This is a genomic window from Pseudomonas sp. GW821-FHT01A09 (genome assembly GCF_058986725.1).
The window spans coordinates 213,258-231,217 of the sequence record NZ_JBYSWB010000008.1; the positions used below are offsets into that span (position 1 = coordinate 213,258).

Sequence of the window (17,960 nt, forward strand, 5' to 3'; positions counted from 1 at the left end):
CCATGACCTCTCCCGCGCAACACATCAAGGTCCTCTACACCGGCGGCACCATCGGCATGCAGGCCAGCGCCAACGGCCTGGCTCCGGCTTCGGGTTTCGAAGCGCGGATGCGCGAGCAACTGGCCGCACAACCTGAACTGCAGGTACCGCACTGGACCTTCCTCGAACTGCTGCCGCTGATCGACAGCGCCAACATGTCGCCCGCCTACTGGCAACTGCTGCGCGAAGCCATCGTGCATGCCGTGCTGGTGGACAAATGCGACGCCGTGCTGGTGCTGCATGGTACCGACACCCTGGCCTACAGCGCCGCCGCGTTGAGCTTCCAGTTGCTGGGCCTGCCCGCCCCGGTGCTGTTCACCGGCGCCATGCTGCCAGCCGGCGCGCCGGACAGCGATGCCTGGGAGAACCTCAACGGTGCCCTGCTGGCCTTGGGCGCAGGGCAGCCGCCCGGCGTACAGTTGTATTTCCATGGCGAACTGCTGCCGCCGAGCCGCTGCGCCAAGATCCGCAGCTTCGGCCGCCAGCCGTTCCGCGCCCTGCAACGCAATGGCGGCGGCACGCCGGTGGGTACCCTGCCGAGCCAGCTCGATTACCGCCAGCCCAAGGCCCAGGCCAAGGTCGGCGTGTTGCCGCTGGTGCCGGGTTTCGATGTGCGCTTGCTGCAAGCCGTGCTCGACAGCGGCATCCAGGGCTTGATTCTCGAGTGCTTCGGCAGCGGCACTGGCCCCAGCGACAACAGCATGTTCATCGAGGCCCTGCGCAGCGCTCGCGACAACGGCATCGTGGTGGTGGCGACCACCCAGTGCCATGAAGGCGGCGTAGAGCTGGATGTGTATGAAGCCGGCGCGCGACTGCGCGATGTCGGCGTGCTGTCCGGCGCCGGCATGACCCGCGAAGCCGCATTGGGCAAGCTGCATGGCCTGCTCGGCGTGGGCTTGAGCTTCGACGAGGTACGCCGCCTGGTGGAGCTGGATCTGTGTGGCGAGCTGCTGGGCTGATCAGGGAAAAGCCTGGACGGTGATGGCGCTCTCGGGTTGGTTTTCGCGGGCAAGCCTTGCTCCCACAGAAGCAGGGTTCGGCGCCCACCAAAGTGCCTGAGCGAGGCACCTGTGGGAGCGAGGCTTGCCCGCGAAGGGGCCGGCGCGCCTTGCACAGCAATGCCGATCCTTTACATCAGCGCCGGTAGCCGTTCGTCCTGGGCATCGCGCAGCATCGAGTCGAGGTTCTTCTCGATGTTCTGGCACAGGGCGGTCATCTGGATCTCGTGCTCGCTGGCCAGGAACGGGCTCTGCAGAGCGCTGCCGATCTTCTCGATCGCCAGCAGCATGAAGCCCACCACGGTAGAGGCCAGTGGCGTGTACCACCCCAGGGTCTCCACCAGCCCGATCGGCACGATGATGCAGAACAGGGTGATGAACAGCTTCGGGAACATCACGTAGGGGTAAGGCAGCGGCGTATTGGCGATGCGCTCCATGCCGCCCTGGCAGTTGGATATCTCCACCAGCGTCGACTCCAGCCGCGCCATGCGAATGCTGTCCAACCGCCCGGCGCGGTATTCCTTGACCAGCAAGGCGGCCGAGCTGTTGAGCAGATCGTTGGGGAAGTTGTTGGTGGTCTGCGCCTTGGCGAATTCGTGCTCCGAAATGTATTGCAGCACCTCTTCATCGCACGGGCGACCCTTGAGGTGCGCCGACAGACACTTCACATAGGCCACATGGCGGCGCAGCAAGGTCGCCTTGACCGGGTTGATGCCGTGATCGTCGTCGATCAGGGTGAGGATCTGCCGCGCGAAGCTGCGCGAGTTGTTGACCAGCGCGCCCCATAGCGTGCGCGCTTCCCACCAACGGTTGTAGGCACTGGAATTGCGGAAACTGGTGAGCACCACCAGCGCCGAACCCAGCAGGGTCAAAGGCAACGCTGGCAACGTGTACTTACGCTCCAGAAACAGCATGAAATCTACGGTGACGATCACGTCCCAGATCAGCAGCCAGAACAGCGACCAGCCGATATAGGTCACGGTCTTGCGAACCAATAGAAGCTTTTTGACGATCATTTCCGGCATGCGTTAAATCCTGTTGGAAGAGCGTAGGCGCAACTGCGCACAAGAGGCTTCGAATGCGAAAAACGTCGAGGGTTCGCGAGATAGAGCGGTAGAGTGATTCAAATCATTACGAATTTCCCCCTAGCCCCCTTCGCGGGCAAGCCCGGCTCCCACAGAATCACCGCTCCATTCTGGCAGCCAGGCTTGCCCGCGAAGAGGCCCGCCCAGACACAACAAAAATCAGCGCCAAGCCTTATCGAGCTTGCGCAACGCGTCACGAATCGCCGGCTCAGGCACCGCCGCAAATCCCAGCACCAACCCGCTCTTGTCCACCCTGCTGCCCGGCAGCCAATAACTCGCCAGCGGCGTCATCTCGACCCCCACCGCAACCGCCCTCTCGACCAGTTCCCGCTCCCGCTCGGGGTTATCCACAGGCACTTTCACATGCAGTCCCGCAGACACCTCCGGCACCGGCCCGCACCCGGGAATATTCACAGGCCAATGCGCCAGCAACGTATCGCGACGACTCAACGCAGCCCGGCGCATGCGGCGGATATGCCGCTGAAAATGACCGGCAGCGATGAATTCCGCCATCACCGCCTGGCTGCCGATTTCCAGGCTGCGGCCCTCTACGCCCAGGCGTCGGACGAAGGTCTGCACCAAGGTCGGCGGCAACACCAGATAACCCAGGCGAAGCGCCGGGAACGCCACCTTGCCGAAGGTGCCCACGTACAGCACCCGCCCGTGCCGATCCAGCGCCGCCAACGGTGCCAAAGGCGCTCCGCTGTAGCGATACTCGCCGTCGTAGTCATCCTCGATGATCCAGCCATTGCGCCGCTGCGCCCAATCCAGCAGGGCCAGGCGGCGGCTCAAGCTCAGCGTCACTCCCGTGGGGTACTGGTGCGCGGGCGTCACGTAGGCCAGGCGGCAATCGTCCAACGCCTCGAGCTGCGTCGTGTCGAAACCCTCATCATCCACCGCAACGCCTTGCAACTGCGCCCCGGCATTGGCCAGCGCGTGCATGGCCGCTCGATAACCAGGGTTTTCCACAGCCACACAGTCGCCAAGCTCGATCAACAGCTGTGCACAAAAGCTGATGGCCTGCTGTGCACCGCAGGTGATCAGAATTTGCTCAGGCGCACATTGCAAGCCTCGCGAACTGCGCAGGTAGGCCGCGATCAACTCGCGCAGGCGCGCGTCCCCTGCCGGATCGCCGTAGCCCAACCGGGCAGGATCGGCCTTGCGCCAGAAAGCCCCGTGCAGCTTGGCCCACACGTCGAACGGGAACAGATCGAAAGCCGGAATTCCCGCTCTGAAGGCACCCGGCTCGCCTTCGAGGGGCACGCTGACATAGTGCTGTTGCAAGCGCTGCGCGCGCTCCGTTTGCAGCTCCAAGCTGTACGAATGCACAGGTAATTCGGCCTGTTTTGTGGATAAACCTGTGGATAAGCCTGTGCTTAACCCTGTGGATGGTTTTGTGGATAGTTTTTTTCCTGATCGTTCGCTGGTTGCAATTTGCGCAACGATATCGGCGATATAGGTGCCATCCCCTACCCGACCTTCGATAAAGCCTTCGGCATACAGTTGGTCATAGGCGCGCACCACACTGTTGCGCGATATGCCCAGCGCCTTGGCCAGGTCGCGGCTCGCTGGCATGCGGGTGCCATGGCTGAGCTTGCCCTCTAGCATTCGCATGCGCAGCGCTTGGTACAGCTGACGGCTGAGCCCCTGGCGGCGGTCGAGGTGAATGCCGGAGGGATCGAATGGCAGGACGACAGGGCTGACCATAAACGAATGGACCTAGGTAATTGGCAATTAATGGATCTTGGACAAGGCCAATATCATGCCTAGGATGAACCCATTCGTCACAGGAATCCCGCCATGTATACGCCCTCCGCGTTTCGCCACGACTCTCTGCCCGAGCTGCACGGGCATATCCTCGCCACGCGTCTGGCGATCCTCGTCAGTCATGGGCCCGATGGCCTGGAGGCCAGCCATATACCGCTACTGCTGGACTCGAGCGCTGGCGAATTCGGCACCCTGCACGGCCATCTGGCGCGGGCCAATCCACAGTGGCGAGCGCTGGCCACGGGTGAAGCGATGGTGATATTCCCTGGCGTCGACGCCTATATCAGCCCTGGTTTCTATGCGGCCAAGGCCGAGCACGGCAAGGTGGTACCGACCTGGAACTACGAGGCAGTGCACGCTTACGGTCAGGCCGAAGTATTCACCGATGCGCAGCGCCTGCTGCAGGTGGTTAGCGGCCTGACCGATCGCCACGAGGCGCGTCAGGCGCAACCGTGGTCGGTCAGCGATGCACCAGTGGACTACATCGACGGCATGCTCAAGGCCATCGTCGGGTTCTCCATCCCGATCGCGCGCCTGCAGGGCAAACGCAAATTGGGCCAGAACCGCTCGGCCGCTGATATCCAGGGGGTCAAGAGCGGATTGGGCGCCAGCACCGATCCCGGCGATCAGGCCCTCGCTGCTGCCATGAACAATCTCTGAGCACCCATTTCAAGGAAATCCATCCATGACCCTCGCCATCCGCCCCGTCACCGCCGCCGACCACAGCCACTGGCTCCCCCTCTGGCAGGCCTACCAGCGCTTCTACAACACCGACATCCCCGCTGAAGTCACCGCAGTGACCTGGCAGCGCATGCTCGACCCCGCCGAGCCGATCAACGCCGCGCTGGCGTGGCAGGATGGGGTAGCGGTCGGCATGGTGCACTATATTTATCATCGCTCATGCTGGTCGGTAGAGAACTCTTGCTATCTACAGGATCTAATCGTCGACACCACTGTGCGCGGCACCGGTATCGGCCGCCAGTTGATCGAGTTCGTCTACGCTAGCGCCAGGCGTGACGGCTGCATCAAAGTTCACTGGCTGACCCACGAGACCAACCGCACAGCGATTACACTGTACGAGCGCGTCGCCGAACGCCCGGGCTTTATCCAATTTCGCCAGTCCCTCCAGGAGCTTCCATGTCGACTCGAGAATTAAACTGGAAAACGGTACCCAAGCCTGTTGCCACCACCCTCACCGGGCGCTTCGTGCGCCTGGAAAAGCTCGACCCCGTGCGTCATAGCGATGACCTGTGGGAGGCGCTGCAAGGCGCCGCCGCCGACCCGGTCTTCTGGGATTTCCTGCCTTATGGCCCATTCAACGATCGCGAACTGTTCGATATCTGGCTCGACGGCTACGCCATCAGCGACGACCCGCTGGGTTTCTGCGCAGTCGATCTGGCCACCGGCAACGCCGAAGGCATCCTCAGCCTGATGTCGATCTACCCCGCCCACGGTCGCCTCGAAATCGGCCATGTCGCCTTCGGCGCGCCGATGCAGCGCACCCCCAAGGGCACCGAAGCGGTCTATCTGCTCGCCAAGCTGGCTTTCGAGCTGGGTTATCGCCGGGTCGAGTGGAAATGCGACAACGCCAACCTGCGCTCACGCCGCGCTGCCGAGCGCTATGGTTTCAGCCCTGAAGGGGTGTTCCACCAGCATATGGTGGTCAAGGGTCGCAACCGCGATACCGCCTATTTTGCGATCATGGACGAGCAATGGCCGATGATCGAATCCGGCTTCGAGATCTGGCTGTCGGAGGCCAATCAAACCGCGAGTGGTCAGGTCAAGACGCTGCCCGAGTGCCGCCAGCCGACCTTGGTCCCCGGCTGAGCGCGTAGACCCCCCAACGTCACCTACCTGTAGCGAGGGGGCTTGCCGCCGAAAAATCGTGTCAACGACATTCATTCAGCTGACACACCTTTTCGGGGGCAAGCCCCCCCGCTACAGGATCTGATTTGTAGCAAATTATTCAGCCATATAAAAAAACCGTAATATTAAATCGCTATACAAGACGGCCCACCCAACAACAAGCCGTCGCCATGAGTTATCCACAGCACCGACTTGCGCTCGCTATCGCCCTCGGCATGTTCGCCGGCCAGGCTCATGCCGCCAGCGCCACCATCAGCACCGCGACCACTGCCCAGCAGGAACTAAGCGGGACCAACCTGCTGACCGTGACCAGCACGGGCAGCATCGTCTACTCCGCCAGCAAGGCGGTGAGTCTCAAGGGCGCCACCAGCGGCACCGGTGTGGTTGTGGATAACTTCGGATTGATCCAATCCACCACGGGCCGCGCCTTCGACAGCAGCGGTTCCGAGGCGGCGGCGCGCAACTACGTCATCAACAACAACAGTGGCGCGACCATCGACGGCTACGACGACGCCCTGCGTATCGACAGCAATTTCGCCGGCGGCAGCATCACCATCAACAACCGCGGCACCGTCCACTCTTCCACCGGCCAGGGCCTGGATCTCGATGCGGTGCGCGACGGTGGCGTCGCCATCACTGTGAATAACTACGCGGGGGCAGTGATCCACGGCGATGCCAGCGACGGCATGAAGACCGGCAGCAACGCCACCGTCTCCAACTGGGGCGAGATATCCACAGGCGACAGCCATACCGACGACCAGAAATACGACGGCATCGACATCGACTCCGCCAGCAACGTCACTGTGAATAACTACGGCGTCATCAGCGGTGGGCGCCACGGTGTCACCACCGATAACGGCGCCACCCTGAACAACTTTCAGGGCGGCGAGGTCACCGGGCGCAACGGCTCGGGCTTCGGTTCCGATGGCAACGGCACGGTCTACAACTGGGGCACCATCACCGGCGCCTATTCCGGCCTCAAGGCCAATGGCGATGGTGACGGCGTCGATATCGACCTGATCGGCCATATCCAGAATTACGGCATCATTCAGGGCACCGGCGCCGGCGGTGTCGACAAGAACGGCTTCGCCAACGGCAGCGAGGGCATCGCCTTGGGCGGCGGCAGTGTGTTCAACGCCAACGGCGCGCTGATCAGCGGCGCCAACAACGGCATCCTGGTGGACGACGGCAGCAACGGCCCAGGTGTCAGCGCCACGACCATCATCAACCAAGGCACTATCCAGGGCCTGAACGGCTTCGGTATCAATCTGGTAGGCGAGTACGACGACCGCGTCACCAACAGCGGCCTGATCAGCGGCAGCAATGGCCTGGCGTTGGGCATGGGCGGCGGTGACGACACCCTCGTCGTGCAGACTGGCGGGCGCTTCGTCGGCCTGGTGGACGGCGGCACCGGCCGCGATCAGGTGACCCTCGACGGTACCAGCGGCAGCTTCGGCGCCAGCCAGAACTTCGAGTGGCTGCAGGTCAATCAAGGCAGCTGGACCCTGACCGGCAGCGGCGATTTCAGTGAGGGCGGCGAAATCGCCAACGGTGCCACCCTGATCAACCAGGGCGGCGTGGCGGGCACCCTCACGGTCGATAAAGGCGGCGTGTATGCCGGTGGTGGCAGCGTCGGCAACCTGATCGTCAACGGCACCCTGCTGACCAACAGCACCCTGGGCACCGCTACCATCAGCAACAACCTGACCCTGAACAGCGGCGCCACCCTCGCCTATGGCGTCAACGCCGACGGCACCAGCGCCCCCTTGAGCGTGGGCGGTACCGCGACCCTCGACGGCGCGACCCTGGCCGTGCAACCCAGCGCCGGCGAATACCCGTGGCTGAGCCATTACACCGTGCTGCAGGCCGGCGCGGTCAATGGCACCTTTGGCAAGGTCACCAGCGACTACGCGTTTCTGACCCCGACCCTGAGCTACACCGCCACCCAGGTCAATCTCGACTACGCCCGCAACGATGTCGCCTTCGCCGACTATGCCGGTAACCGCAGCGGCCGTGGCGCCGCCAACAGCATCAGCCAGCTGGGCCAGGGCAGCGCCTTGTATGACGCCGTGCTCAATACCAGCACCGCGACCGCCAGCCGCGCCATCACTCAGTTGAGCGGCGCCACCACTGCCAGTCTCAGCGCCGCGACCCAGGCCGGCAGCGCCCAGGTGGGCACCAGCATGCTCGCGGCCATGCGCTCCATGGGCAGCAACGGCGCGCTGATGGTCGGCCTGAACGACAAGGACACGCCCGCCCTGGCGGACACCGGTGTGCCCGCCAGCGCCCGCAATCTCAACGACCCCAACGCCCAGGGCCGCTTGTGGCTGCAGGGGCTGAGCAGCTACGGCAAGCTCGATGGCAGCAACGGCAGCAGCGCGCTGGATCAACGCACCCACGGTGCCCTGCTTGGCGCGGACTGGGCGATGCCCAGCGACTGGCGCCTCGGCGTGCTGGGCGGTTACTCCAGGACTGATCTGGACGCCTCGGGCCTGAGCGGCGAAATCGACAGCTGGCATCTGGGTGTCTACGCCCAGCACCAGAGCGGGCCATTGGCACTGCGCCTGGGCGCGGCCTACAGCGGCCATGACGGTTCGAGCAAACGCCAGGTCAGCTTCAGCGGCTTCAACGACACCCCGCGTGGCGATTACCACGCCAACAGCCAGCAGGCCTTCGCCGAGCTGGGTTACGCGCTGGGCAGCGGTCGCCTGAATCTTGAGCCCTTCGCCAACCTCGGTTACCAGCGCTACCACCGCAACAGCTATCAGGAAAAAGGCGGCGCCGCGGCGCTGGACGTCAACGCGCAGACTCAAGACAACGTCACCAGCACCCTGGGCCTGCGCTTCGCACATCTGACTCAGCTGGATAACGGTATCAGCCTGACGCCACGGGGCAGCCTGGGCTGGCGCCACACCTATGGGGACGTGGATTCGTCCACCCGGCAGGCGTTTCTGGAAGGCGGCAGCGCGTTCAGCGTGCAGGGTACCGCGCTGGATCGGGACAGCTTGGTGGTCGAAGCGGGGCTGGATGTGGGCTTCAGCGCACGGCAGAGTTTGGGGCTGGGGTATAGCGGGGAGTTGGGCAGCAACAGCCGCAATCATGCGGTGATCGGGCAGTGGCAGTTGCGGTTCTGATTGTCGACTTCTGCGTCGGCTGGCAGGCCGCCTTCGCGGGCAAGCCTTGCTCCCACAATCGTACGGCTCACCATTGTGGGAGCTGGGCTGGGTTCCACAATCGTACGGCTCACCATTGTGGGAGCAGAGCTTGCTCGCGAAGGGGCCGGCACTGACCGTACAAAAAAGGGAGCGCCAAACCGCGGCGCCCCCTTGAGGTAAAACTGTTTGCAGCCGCAGCCTCAGCCGGCAACGATCTCCACCAGCACCTCGCCCGGATTCACCCGGTCGCCCTTGGCCACATGGATGGCCGCGACCTTGCCGGCGATCGGCGCCTGGACTTCGGTTTCCATCTTCATGGCTTCGGTGATCAGCACCGCCTGGCCGGTCTTGACCACGTCACCTTCCTTGACCAGCACATCGACGATGTTGCCGGGCATCGAGGTGCTCACATGGCCCGGCTCGGTCGCATGCTGACGCTTGCTGCCACCGCCGCCCCCGACGAACTCGTTGAGCGGCTCGAACACCACTTCTTCCGGCACGCCGTCGATGGACAAGTAGAAGTGCCGCTTGCCGCTGTTCTTCACGCCGACACCGGTAATGTCCACGCGGTAGCTCTCGCCGTGCACGTCGATGACGAACTCCGTGGGCACGCCTTCACCACCGGCCGAAGCCACCGCGCCGGCTTGCGGAATCGGCAACAGCACTTCAGGCGTCAGGGTGCCGGCTTCGCGCTCTTCGAGGAACTTGCGTCCGATGTCCGGAAACATCGCGAAGGTCAGCACGTCCTCTTCGGATTTGGCCAGCTCGCCAATGTCCTTGCGCAGCTTGTCCATCTCCGGCTTGAGCAGATCGGCCGGGCGCACGTCGATCACCTCTTCGCTGCCGATGGCCTGGCGACGCAGCTTCTCGTCGACCACGCTCGGCGCCGCGCCGTAGCCACCCTGCAGGTACAGCTTCACCTCGTTGGTGATGGTCTTGTAGCGTTCGCCGGCCAGCACGTTGAAGAACGCCTGGGTACCGACGATCTGCGAGGTCGGGGTCACCAGCGGCGGGTAGCCGAGGTCCTTGCGCACCCGCGGGATCTCCGCCAGCACTTCGCTCATGCGGCTCAGGGCGCCCTGCTCCTTGAGCTGGTTGGCGAGGTTGGAAATCATCCCGCCGGGCACCTGGTTGACCTGCACGCGGGTATCCACCGAGGTGAATTCGCTCTCGAACTGGTGATACTTCTTGCGCACCGCGTAGAAGTACAGGCCGATCTCCTGCAGCAGTTCCAGATCCAGCCCGGTGTCGAACTCGCTGCCCTTGAGCGCCGCGACCATCGACTCGGTACCCGGGTGGCTGGTGCCCCAAGCGAAGCTGGAGATGGCCGTGTCGATATGGTCGGCGCCGTTCTCGATCGCCTTGAGCTGGCACATCGCGGCCAGGCCGGCGGTGTCGTGGGAGTGGATGAACACCGGCAGCGACTGCTCGGCCTTCAGCGCCTTGACCAACTCGCCAGTGGCGTAGGGCGTCAGCAAGCCGGCCATGTCCTTGATCGCCACCGAGTCGCAACCCATGGCTTCCATCTGCTTGGCCTGGGCCACGAAGGCCGCGATGGTGTGCACCGGGCTGGTGGTGTAGGCGATGGTGCCCTGGGCATGTTTGCCGGCGGCCTTCACGGCTTCGATGGCGACGCGCAGGTTACGTACGTCGTTCATCGCGTCGAAAATGCGGAACACGTCGATGCCGTTGTCCGCCGCCTTGGCTACGAAGGCGCGGACCACGTCGTCGCTGTAGTGGCGATAGCCGAGCAGGTTCTGCCCGCGCAGGAGCATCTGCAACCGGGTGTTGGGCAGGGCCGCGCGCAGTTGGCGCAGGCGCTCCCACGGGTCTTCCTTGAGAAAGCGGATGCAGGCGTCGAAGGTCGCGCCGCCCCAGACTTCCAGCGACCAGTAGCCTACCTGGTCGAGCTTGCCGCAGATCGGCAGCATGTCTTCGGTGCGCATGCGGGTGGCCAGCAGGGACTGGTGAGCGTCGCGCAGGATGGTATCGGTGACGGTTATTTTCTTGGACATCAGGTATTCCTCACAGGCCTGCGTGGGCGGCGATGGCGGCGGCGATGGCCAGGGCCAGCTCTTCGGGTTTGCGCTTGATCGAGTAGTTGGTCAGCTCGGGATGGCTTTCGACGAAGCTGGTGTTGAACTGGCCGCTGCGGAACTCCGGATTGCGCAGGATTTCCTGGTAATAGGCGGCGGTGGTCTTCACCCCTTGCAGGCGCATGTCGTCGAGGGCGCGCAGCCCGCGGTCCATGGCTTCTTCCCAGGTCAGGGCCCAGACCACCAGCTTCAGGCACATGGAGTCGTAGAACGGCGGAATGGTGTAGCCGGTGTAGATCGCCGTGTCAGTGCGCACGCCCGGGCCGCCCGGCGCGTAGTAGCGAGTGATCTTGCCGAAGCTGGGCAGGAAGTTGTTTTTCGGGTCCTCGGCGTTGATGCGAAACTGCAACGCGTAGCCGCGGTGCTGGATGTCTTCCTGCTTGACCGACAGCGGCAGCCCGGAGGCGATGCGGATCTGCTCGCGGACGATATCGATACCGGTGATTTCCTCGGTAATGGTGTGCTCCACCTGCACCCGGGTGTTCATCTCCATGAAGTACACCTCGCCCTCGGCGAGCAGGAACTCCACGGTGCCGGCGTTCTCGTAGCCCACCGCCTTGGCGGCGCGTACCGACAGGTCGCCGATATAGGCGCGCTGTTCGGGGGTGAGTTGCGGGCTGGGAGCGATCTCGATGAGCTTCTGATTGCGGCGCTGGATCGAGCAGTCTCGCTCGAACAGGTGCACGACGTTGCCAAAACTGTCACCGAGAATCTGCGCCTCGATGTGCTTGGGATTGACGATGCACTTTTCCAGAAACACTTCGGCCGAACCAAAGGCCTTGGTGGCTTCCGAGATCACCCGCGGGAAGGCTTGTTCGAGTTCTTCCCGGCTGTTGCAACGGCGAATACCGCGACCGCCGCCGCCGGAGGTGGCCTTGAGCATCACCGGATAGCCGATGCGCTCGCCCTCGACCAGTGCCTCGGCGAGATCGGCGACGTTGCCCTCGGTGCCCGGCGTGACCGGTACGCCGGCCTTGATCATGCTGCGCCGCGCCTCGGTCTTGTCGCCCATGCGGCGAATCACTTCGGCGGAGGGGCCGATGAACCTGATCCCGCGCTCGGCGCAGATATCCGCCAGCTCGGCGTTTTCAGAGAGGAAGCCATAGCCTGGGTGCAGGGCGTCGCAGCCCACTTCTACCGCCAGATTGACCAGTTTGCGCGGGTTCAGGTAACCCGCCAGCGGCTCGGCGCCCAGCCCGTAGGCCTCGTCGGCACGCTTGACGTGCAGCGCCTGGCGATCAGCGTCGGAGTAGACGGCCACCGAGCGGATGCCCATCTCGGCGCAAGCTCGCACGATTCGCACGGCGATCTCACCGCGGTTGGCGATCAGGATCTTTTTTATCACGTTGGACGTTCCTCGACCGTTGTGTCGACCGACCCGGCAGGGCCGATCTGTGCATGACCAGTCCTACACCGCTGGTCGCCCTTTCACACTAGCGCTACGCGACGATTAACAAAAATCAATATTTATTGGCTGGTACATAAGTAAAAACTTATAGTGACCGTTCCGCGCTTCTGAGAGTGTCAATAAAAATGCGTAAGTCATTGATGCGTATGACCTTGCGTCAGCTTCAGGTTTTCAACGAGGTTTGCGATCTGCGCTCGTACAGCCGCGCCGCCGTCGAAATGTCGCTGACACAACCTGCGGTCAGTCTGCAAATCCGGCAGTTGGAAGAGTTGGTCGGGCAGCCCCTGTTCGAATACGTGGGCAAGAAGCTGTACCTGACGGAAGCGGCCGAGGCCCTGCAGCGGGCCAGTCGGGACATTTTTGGGCGTTTGGAGAGCCTCGATATGCAGCTGTCCGACTTGCAGGGGTCGCTTCAAGGTCAATTGAAGCTTGCTGTGGAGTCGAGCGCCAAATATTTCACCCCGCATTTGTTTGCGGCCTTCAAGAAATTGCACCCCGAGGTCAACCTCAGCCTCACGGTGGTCAACCGCGCGCAGGTGATTCGCCGATTGTCGGATAACCGTGACGACCTGGTGATCATGTCCATGGTGCCTCAGGACATGCAGCTGGAATTCATGCCCTTCCTGAACAACCCGATTGTCGCCGTGGCGCCACCGGATCATCCGCTCAGCCAGCTCGAACGCCTGCGCCTGCAGGATCTGGTGCTTTACACCTTGGTGGTGCGCGAGCAAGGGTCGGGCACGCGAACGGCCTGCGAGGAGTATTTCAAGGAGAAACGCGTGCACTTCACCCAGACCCTGGAGGTCGCCTCGTCGGATGCTCAACGCGAGTGCGTGATGGCAGGGCTGGGGGTGGCATTGCTGACGCGGCATGCCGTCAACATGGAGCTGGCCACTGGCGTGCTCAGGGAGCTGCCGGTCGACGAGCTGCCGCTGTACCGCAGCTGGTGCATCGTCCAGGCCAAGGCCAAGCGCCCGTCACCGGTGGCGCAGGCCTTCGCCGCCTTTATCCGTAGCGAACGCGCGCAGATCAGCGCGCTGGTTGAGCGCTTTGCCGGGCGTCTGCCGCTGGTGCCTGCCACAGCATGAGGTCGGGGTAGTCGGCGATCTCCTGATTGAGCCGACGCTCGTCCGAGTAGGACTCGATGGCACGGCGAAAGGCCATGCGGCGTTGGTCTTCCTGCTGCTTGCGGGTCTTGGCGGAGGAAATGGTGCCGTCTTCGTATCGAGTCATGAGCTGTCTCCCAGTGCGAGTGCGGGAGTACAGGATGCGGGGGGATGGTTACGGTTTCGGGGCACCCGCATTACGGGCAGATGAATGTGGTTTCTGCGGACGCAACGCATGAGGAAAACCACCATCGGGAAAGCCCATCGACTTGATGGAAAATCCATTGACTGTCGGCACCTCATCCACGAGACCTGCGATACGCGCGATCCAGTCAGACCCCGGCGCGATTTTAAGCAAAAGGTACCAGACAACCGCGATGAAGCCATATATTTTATTTCGAGCCACTTGATCAAGGCCCAGCAAATCAAAGTAATTGCTACTCGGTATCATAAGTGTACGGATATTGGGCCTATTGCAAACTCTACTATGGTGAGCGCATCGATTTCTTATACCGTTCAGATTGATCAGCCAGTTATCCAACGTTTGACGTTTGTCGATACTCAATCTATCGCAGATCATTTGTTGATTAGAGCCGCTGAGCATACTGTACAGTTTAGACAGAGTGCCAAAATTCCAGGTCTCGCATGCAACCCAGATTGGAATGGGTTTGCCCGACCTCAAATGGGACTGGACGCTGTCCTCTCGACTGGTAGCAATAAGATCGTTGTGCCTTTTATGCCAGGCATCGAAATCAGATAAGCCCCGACGATTGTCTATTGCGGTGGCAAGTCTTGAAAAATTCTTCTTGTGGCAATGCGCTTGGGGATCGATGCGACCGAGTTCATGGGCGATGACAGTACGCAAAAACACTTCAATGCGCTCAATGGCGCAGGACAACTCAAGCCTTAACCTTTTATCGAACACGTACAACTCAAAAATGGATTCAAAGCTGGTACCCTCTTCGAATACATCTTGCTTTTCGATCACACCAGTAGACACAAACTTATACTTCAGCGCCGGATGCCAATAACCCGAGAGCCGATAGTAACCAACTTGAGTGAGTTTTCGCTGAACTCTCAGGGGATCGCGAATCAACATTCCACGTGAACTTAGCCGCTCAACCAGATCGGAATACTCCATGAAAGGTTTTATCGTAATTTCTGATTGACCCATACCATTCTTATGGTTTTTTTTGGCAAAAAAAAGGCCAAACCGTCATCGATGCTAAGATCGGGAGTGGATTTGGCGCTGTTGAGACGAACGATATCATCTGCCGTTTTTTTGTCAACGCTGCAATTTGATGCAACGTGTGTATCGAACGTAAAAGCCGCTATTCCTCGTGCTTCACCGACTTAGGCGACAACCGCAACCCACGCAAGCTGCGCTTCACGCTCTTCAGGTGATTCACCAGACTCGGCCCGCGCGCCATCGCGACGCCCATGGCCAGCACATCGATCACCACCAGATGGGCGATTCGCGAGGTCAGCGGCGTGTAGATCTCGGTGTCTTCATGCACATCGATCGCCAGATTGACCGTCGACAATTCCGCCAACGGCGTCTGGCTCGGGCACAGGGTGATCAGGGTGGCGCCGGCATCACGCACCAAGTTGGCGGTGATCAGCAGGTCCTTGGAGCGGCCGGACTGGGAGATGCACACCGCTACGTCGCCCTCCTTGAGGGTCACCGCCGACATCGCCTGCATGTGCGGGTCTGAATAGGCAGCGGCGGTGAGCAACAAACGGAAAAACTTGTGCTGGGCATCGGCGGCTACCGCACCGGAAGCACCGAAGCCGTAGAAGTTGATGCGATCGGCGTGGGACATGGCCGTCACCGCCCGCTGCAACGCCACCGGATCGAGGTTTTCCCGAACCTCCATCAGCGTGTGCAAGGTGGTGTCGAAAATTTTCAGGCTGTAGTCCGAGACCGAGTCGTCTTCATGGATCGCGAATTGCCCGAAGCTCGCCCCCGCCGCCAGGCTCTGCGCCAGCTTGAGCTTGAGGTCCTGGAAACCGCTGCAACCGATGGCGCGGCAGAAGCGCACGATGGTCGGCTCGCTGATGCCCACTTGATGGGCCAGATCGGCCATGGAGCTGTGCATCACCGCTGCGGGGTCAAGCAGCACGTGGTCGGCCACCTTGAGCTCCGACTTGCGTAACAGGTGACGGGATTGCGCGATGTGTTGCAACAGGTTCAAGGGCAGGACTCGGACAGGTCGATGGGCTGTATGTAGCTACCTTGTAGTTATACTACATGCCCTGAAAAACGCCCAGTTAAAGGATTGTCAGACTGGCCATTCAAGACCGTTCGTCGCCCGAATCCATCACGCCAGCATCCCGAAATGCGCTCCTGGATAAAGAAATAAATACAAAAATCAATCGTGCAATTTGCACGACTGCATAAGTCATTCATACGATGGCCGCCCTTTCCGCCAGCGTGAAATCCGCCTTCATGAAGATATCTCCATTCCTCAAACAGCCATGGGCGCTGCCGTTGTTCGTCCTGGCGACCTGCGCCCAGGCCGCCGATTCAATGCCCTCCAACCCGGGTGAACAAACGTCTATCCGGGAGCGCCAGCAAGGCCTGATCGAACAACAGCGTCGACGCCTGCGGGATCTCCAACGGCTGCCGGGCACTACGCCGCAAGAGCCCGACCCGCAAACCGTTCCCAGCCCCGAGTGCTTCAAGATCGACCGCATAGAAATGCAAGGGGCCGACCTTCTATCCACCAAAGCGCAGGACGCGCTTACCCGCCAGTATCTGCATCGATGTCTGGGCGTTATTCAATTCAACCATCTGCTCAGGGATATCACCGCCCACTACCTCGAACGTGGCTGGGTGACCAGCCGCGCGTACCTGCCCCAGCAGAATCTCGCATCGGGTGATTTGCTGATCCAGGTGATCGAAGGCCGACTCGAAGGCGTTCACGGCACAGCTGGCGGTGCCACATCGCGCGAGCTGGCGATGGCCTTTCCCGGCCAGCCGGGTGCCGTGCTCGACCTGCGCGAGATAGAACAAATGGTCGACCAACTCAACCGTCTGCCGTCGCGCCGTGCCTCTGTGGAACTCACGCCCGGTCGTAGCGTCGGCAGCAGCAACGTTCAGGTCAGCGACAACCCGCAAAAACCGTGGCGGGTTTCGCTATTGCGCAACAACAGCGGCCAAAAGAGCACCGGCGAACAGCAATGGGGCATAGCCCTGGCTTGGGACAGCCCGCTGGGCCTGGCCGACCAGTTCAACCTGCGCGCCAACCACGACGCCCAGAGCGACTCGGCACGCAGTGCCGACAATTCCTTGCTCAACTACAACGTGCCGTGGGGCTGGTGGAACTTCAACTACAGCTACAGCCGCAACCATTACCGCTCCACCCTTCAAGCCGAGGCCCAGCGCTTCACCTACAGCGGCAACAGCCAGAGTCATCAGCTGCAAGCCGAGCGAGCCATTCACCGCAACTCCCTGAGCAAGACCGCACTCAGCGCAGGCATCGCCCACATGCGTACCGAAAGCTATGCCCGCAACACATTGCTGGGTGGTAGCAGTCCGCGCATCACCGAAGTGCAATTCGGCATCAACCATGGCCGACGTCTCGGCGGCGCTTTCGTCAACCTCGACGTCGGCCTGCAACAGGGCATCGGCGCGCTGGATGCGCAATCCGCTCGATCCGCCCGGCCTGGCGCACCCAGCTCCCGCTACCGCAAATACACCGCCACCGCGTCCTACCTGCTGCCGTTCCGGCTGTGGGACGAGAGTTTCATTTTCACCAGTCTGGCCACCGGTCAACGCAGTGAAGACGTGCTCTACAACGCGCAGCGCATGAGCATCGGCGGACACACGTCGGTGCGCGGTTTCAAGGATCAATACCTGTCCGGCGACACCGGCGGCTACTGGCGAAACGAACTGCGTTGGAGCCGCCCCGTGGCCTGGGATTGGGTGCGCCCCACGTTCGCCGAATATGGTGCGGCACTGGCCTATGACCAAGGGGTGATCAGCCATACCCGCCATGCCGGCGATCAGCATGGGCGCCTGTCGGGCAATGCGTTGGAGCTGTTCGCGCGGGGTCGCCACCTGTCCATGGGGCTGACCTTCGCTCATTCACGGCAGCGCTCCGCGGGGGTCGAGCGCGATTCACCCGCGTATTTCCACGTTGAAATGACCTTCTGACACAGCTTCGGACACGTCCTACACAAGCCTAGGAAGTGTCCGATTTTTATCGGATACCCCCCCTGTTTTACTGCCGCCCGAACCGTTTTCGACATTCGCGACAGGGGGGCTCGCTTGGACGCCAAACACCTCGAGTTCCTCTCCAGGCAACCCTCGGCACGCTTGCAATCCAGGCAGCGGTTCTGGGGCTTGCCCAAGCGCGGACTGGCGTGGCTGCTGGCCAATGTCCTGTTCTGGCAGCCCCTGTGGGCAATAGCCGACGGCATCGTTCCCAGCGGGCC

14 protein-coding genes are annotated in these 17,960 nt (G+C 62.0%); 7 read left to right on the forward strand and 7 right to left on the reverse strand.

What is annotated here, in order from left to right:
• Positions 1 to 2: 2 nt before the first annotated feature.
• On the forward strand, positions 3 to 998 hold the full coding sequence (locus tag AC3WJP_RS12315) for an asparaginase (RefSeq protein ID WP_493721415.1): 996 nt from the start codon (positions 3 to 5) through the stop codon (positions 996 to 998).
• Positions 999 to 1,168: 170 nt separating this feature from the next.
• Here the strand turns inward: AC3WJP_RS12315 and AC3WJP_RS12320 are convergent, their stop codons facing one another.
• The gene (locus AC3WJP_RS12320; RefSeq protein WP_493721414.1) at positions 1,169 to 2,062 is read right to left on the reverse strand and encodes a bestrophin family protein; all 894 of its coding nucleotides are present in this window, start codon (positions 2,060 to 2,062) and stop codon (positions 1,169 to 1,171) included.
• A gap of 219 nt (positions 2,063 to 2,281) precedes the next feature.
• Positions 2,282 to 3,829, reverse strand: coding sequence for a MocR-like pyridoxine biosynthesis transcription factor PdxR (pdxR, locus tag AC3WJP_RS12325; RefSeq protein WP_493721413.1), 1,548 nt, complete (start codon positions 3,827 to 3,829; stop codon positions 2,282 to 2,284).
• 93 nt (positions 3,830 to 3,922) lie between these two features.
• Between pdxR and AC3WJP_RS12330 the strand changes: the two genes are divergently transcribed.
• The 4 genes from AC3WJP_RS12330 to AC3WJP_RS12345 all read left to right on the forward strand — a co-directional run bounded on the left by AC3WJP_RS12330 (position 3,923) and on the right by AC3WJP_RS12345 (position 8,889).
• Positions 3,923 to 4,549, forward strand: a complete 627-nt coding sequence (locus AC3WJP_RS12330) for an FMN-binding negative transcriptional regulator (protein WP_493721412.1) — start codon at positions 3,923 to 3,925, stop codon at positions 4,547 to 4,549.
• A 25-nt stretch (positions 4,550 to 4,574) separates the two neighbouring features.
• Positions 4,575 to 5,045, forward strand: coding sequence for a GNAT family N-acetyltransferase (locus AC3WJP_RS12335; protein WP_493721411.1), 471 nt, complete (start codon positions 4,575 to 4,577; stop codon positions 5,043 to 5,045).
• Complete coding sequence (locus tag AC3WJP_RS12340; RefSeq protein ID WP_493721410.1) at positions 5,027 to 5,716, forward strand: GNAT family N-acetyltransferase; 690 nt, start codon at positions 5,027 to 5,029, stop codon at positions 5,714 to 5,716. The genes AC3WJP_RS12335 and AC3WJP_RS12340 overlap by 19 nt, the downstream gene beginning before the upstream one ends.
• Positions 5,717 to 5,925: 209 nt before the next feature.
• Positions 5,926 to 8,889, forward strand: coding sequence for an autotransporter outer membrane beta-barrel domain-containing protein (locus AC3WJP_RS12345; protein ID WP_493721409.1), 2,964 nt, complete (start codon positions 5,926 to 5,928; stop codon positions 8,887 to 8,889).
• Between the two features lie 221 nt (positions 8,890 to 9,110).
• Here the strand turns inward: AC3WJP_RS12345 and oadA are convergent, their stop codons facing one another.
• Positions 9,111 to 10,925 carry a sodium-extruding oxaloacetate decarboxylase subunit alpha gene (gene oadA, locus AC3WJP_RS12350; RefSeq protein WP_493721408.1) on the reverse strand — a complete coding sequence of 605 codons (1,815 nt, stop codon included), beginning with the start codon at positions 10,923 to 10,925 and terminating at the stop codon, positions 9,111 to 9,113.
• Between the two features lie 10 nt (positions 10,926 to 10,935).
• Entirely contained in the window at positions 10,936 to 12,351 is a 1,416-nt protein-coding gene (locus AC3WJP_RS12355; RefSeq protein WP_493721407.1) for an acetyl-CoA carboxylase biotin carboxylase subunit, read from the reverse strand.
• Between the two features lie 203 nt (positions 12,352 to 12,554).
• On the opposite strand from AC3WJP_RS12355, the gene AC3WJP_RS12360 reads away from it, so the two are divergent.
• Positions 12,555 to 13,502, forward strand: a complete 948-nt coding sequence (locus AC3WJP_RS12360) for a LysR family transcriptional regulator (protein ID WP_493721599.1) — start codon at positions 12,555 to 12,557, stop codon at positions 13,500 to 13,502.
• Here the strand turns inward: AC3WJP_RS12360 and AC3WJP_RS12365 are convergent.
• The 3 genes from AC3WJP_RS12365 to hexR all read right to left on the reverse strand — a co-directional run bounded on the left by AC3WJP_RS12365 (position 13,444) and on the right by hexR (position 15,715).
• Entirely contained in the window at positions 13,444 to 13,647 is a 204-nt protein-coding gene (locus tag AC3WJP_RS12365; RefSeq protein WP_493721406.1) for a PA3496 family putative envelope integrity protein, read from the reverse strand. The two genes, AC3WJP_RS12360 and AC3WJP_RS12365, sit on opposite strands and share 59 nt — an antisense overlap.
• Before the next feature lie 48 nt (positions 13,648 to 13,695).
• On the reverse strand, positions 13,696 to 14,694 hold the full coding sequence (locus AC3WJP_RS12370; protein WP_493721405.1) for an Abi family protein: 999 nt from the start codon (positions 14,692 to 14,694) through the stop codon (positions 13,696 to 13,698).
• 157 nt (positions 14,695 to 14,851) lie between these two features.
• Entirely contained in the window at positions 14,852 to 15,715 is an 864-nt protein-coding gene (gene hexR / locus AC3WJP_RS12375) for a transcriptional regulator HexR (RefSeq protein ID WP_493721404.1), read from the reverse strand.
• A gap of 254 nt (positions 15,716 to 15,969) precedes the next feature.
• Here hexR and AC3WJP_RS12380 point away from each other — a divergent pair, with 254 nt between their 5' ends.
• Positions 15,970 to 17,679 carry a ShlB/FhaC/HecB family hemolysin secretion/activation protein gene (locus AC3WJP_RS12380; protein ID WP_493721403.1) on the forward strand — a complete coding sequence of 570 codons (1,710 nt, stop codon included), beginning with the start codon at positions 15,970 to 15,972 and terminating at the stop codon, positions 17,677 to 17,679.
• Positions 17,680 to 17,960 lie beyond the last annotated feature (281 nt).

What these genes read in the sequence shown, in the direction of transcription:
- AC3WJP_RS12315 (WP_493721415.1), top strand. Translation starts at nt 3, where the DNA reads ATGACCTCTCCCGCGCAACACATCAAGGTCCTCTACACCGGCGGCACC.
- AC3WJP_RS12370 (WP_493721405.1), bottom strand. Translation starts at nt 14,694, where the DNA reads ATGGGTCAATCAGAAATTACGATAAAACCTTTCATGGAGTATTCCGAT.
- AC3WJP_RS12340 (WP_493721410.1), top strand. Translation starts at nt 5,027, where the DNA reads ATGTCGACTCGAGAATTAAACTGGAAAACGGTACCCAAGCCTGTTGCC.
- AC3WJP_RS12320 (WP_493721414.1), bottom strand. Translation starts at nt 2,062, where the DNA reads ATGCCGGAAATGATCGTCAAAAAGCTTCTATTGGTTCGCAAGACCGTG.
- AC3WJP_RS12335 (WP_493721411.1), top strand. Translation starts at nt 4,575, where the DNA reads ATGACCCTCGCCATCCGCCCCGTCACCGCCGCCGACCACAGCCACTGG.
- AC3WJP_RS12345 (WP_493721409.1), top strand. Translation starts at nt 5,926, where the DNA reads ATGAGTTATCCACAGCACCGACTTGCGCTCGCTATCGCCCTCGGCATG.
- pdxR (WP_493721413.1), bottom strand. Translation starts at nt 3,829, where the DNA reads ATGGTCAGCCCTGTCGTCCTGCCATTCGATCCCTCCGGCATTCACCTC.
- AC3WJP_RS12360 (WP_493721599.1), top strand. Translation starts at nt 12,555, where the DNA reads ATGCGTATGACCTTGCGTCAGCTTCAGGTTTTCAACGAGGTTTGCGAT.
- oadA (WP_493721408.1), bottom strand. Translation starts at nt 10,925, where the DNA reads ATGTCCAAGAAAATAACCGTCACCGATACCATCCTGCGCGACGCTCAC.
- AC3WJP_RS12365 (WP_493721406.1), bottom strand. Translation starts at nt 13,647, where the DNA reads ATGACTCGATACGAAGACGGCACCATTTCCTCCGCCAAGACCCGCAAG.
- AC3WJP_RS12330 (WP_493721412.1), top strand. Translation starts at nt 3,923, where the DNA reads ATGTATACGCCCTCCGCGTTTCGCCACGACTCTCTGCCCGAGCTGCAC.
- AC3WJP_RS12380 (WP_493721403.1), top strand. Translation starts at nt 15,970, where the DNA reads ATGAAGATATCTCCATTCCTCAAACAGCCATGGGCGCTGCCGTTGTTC.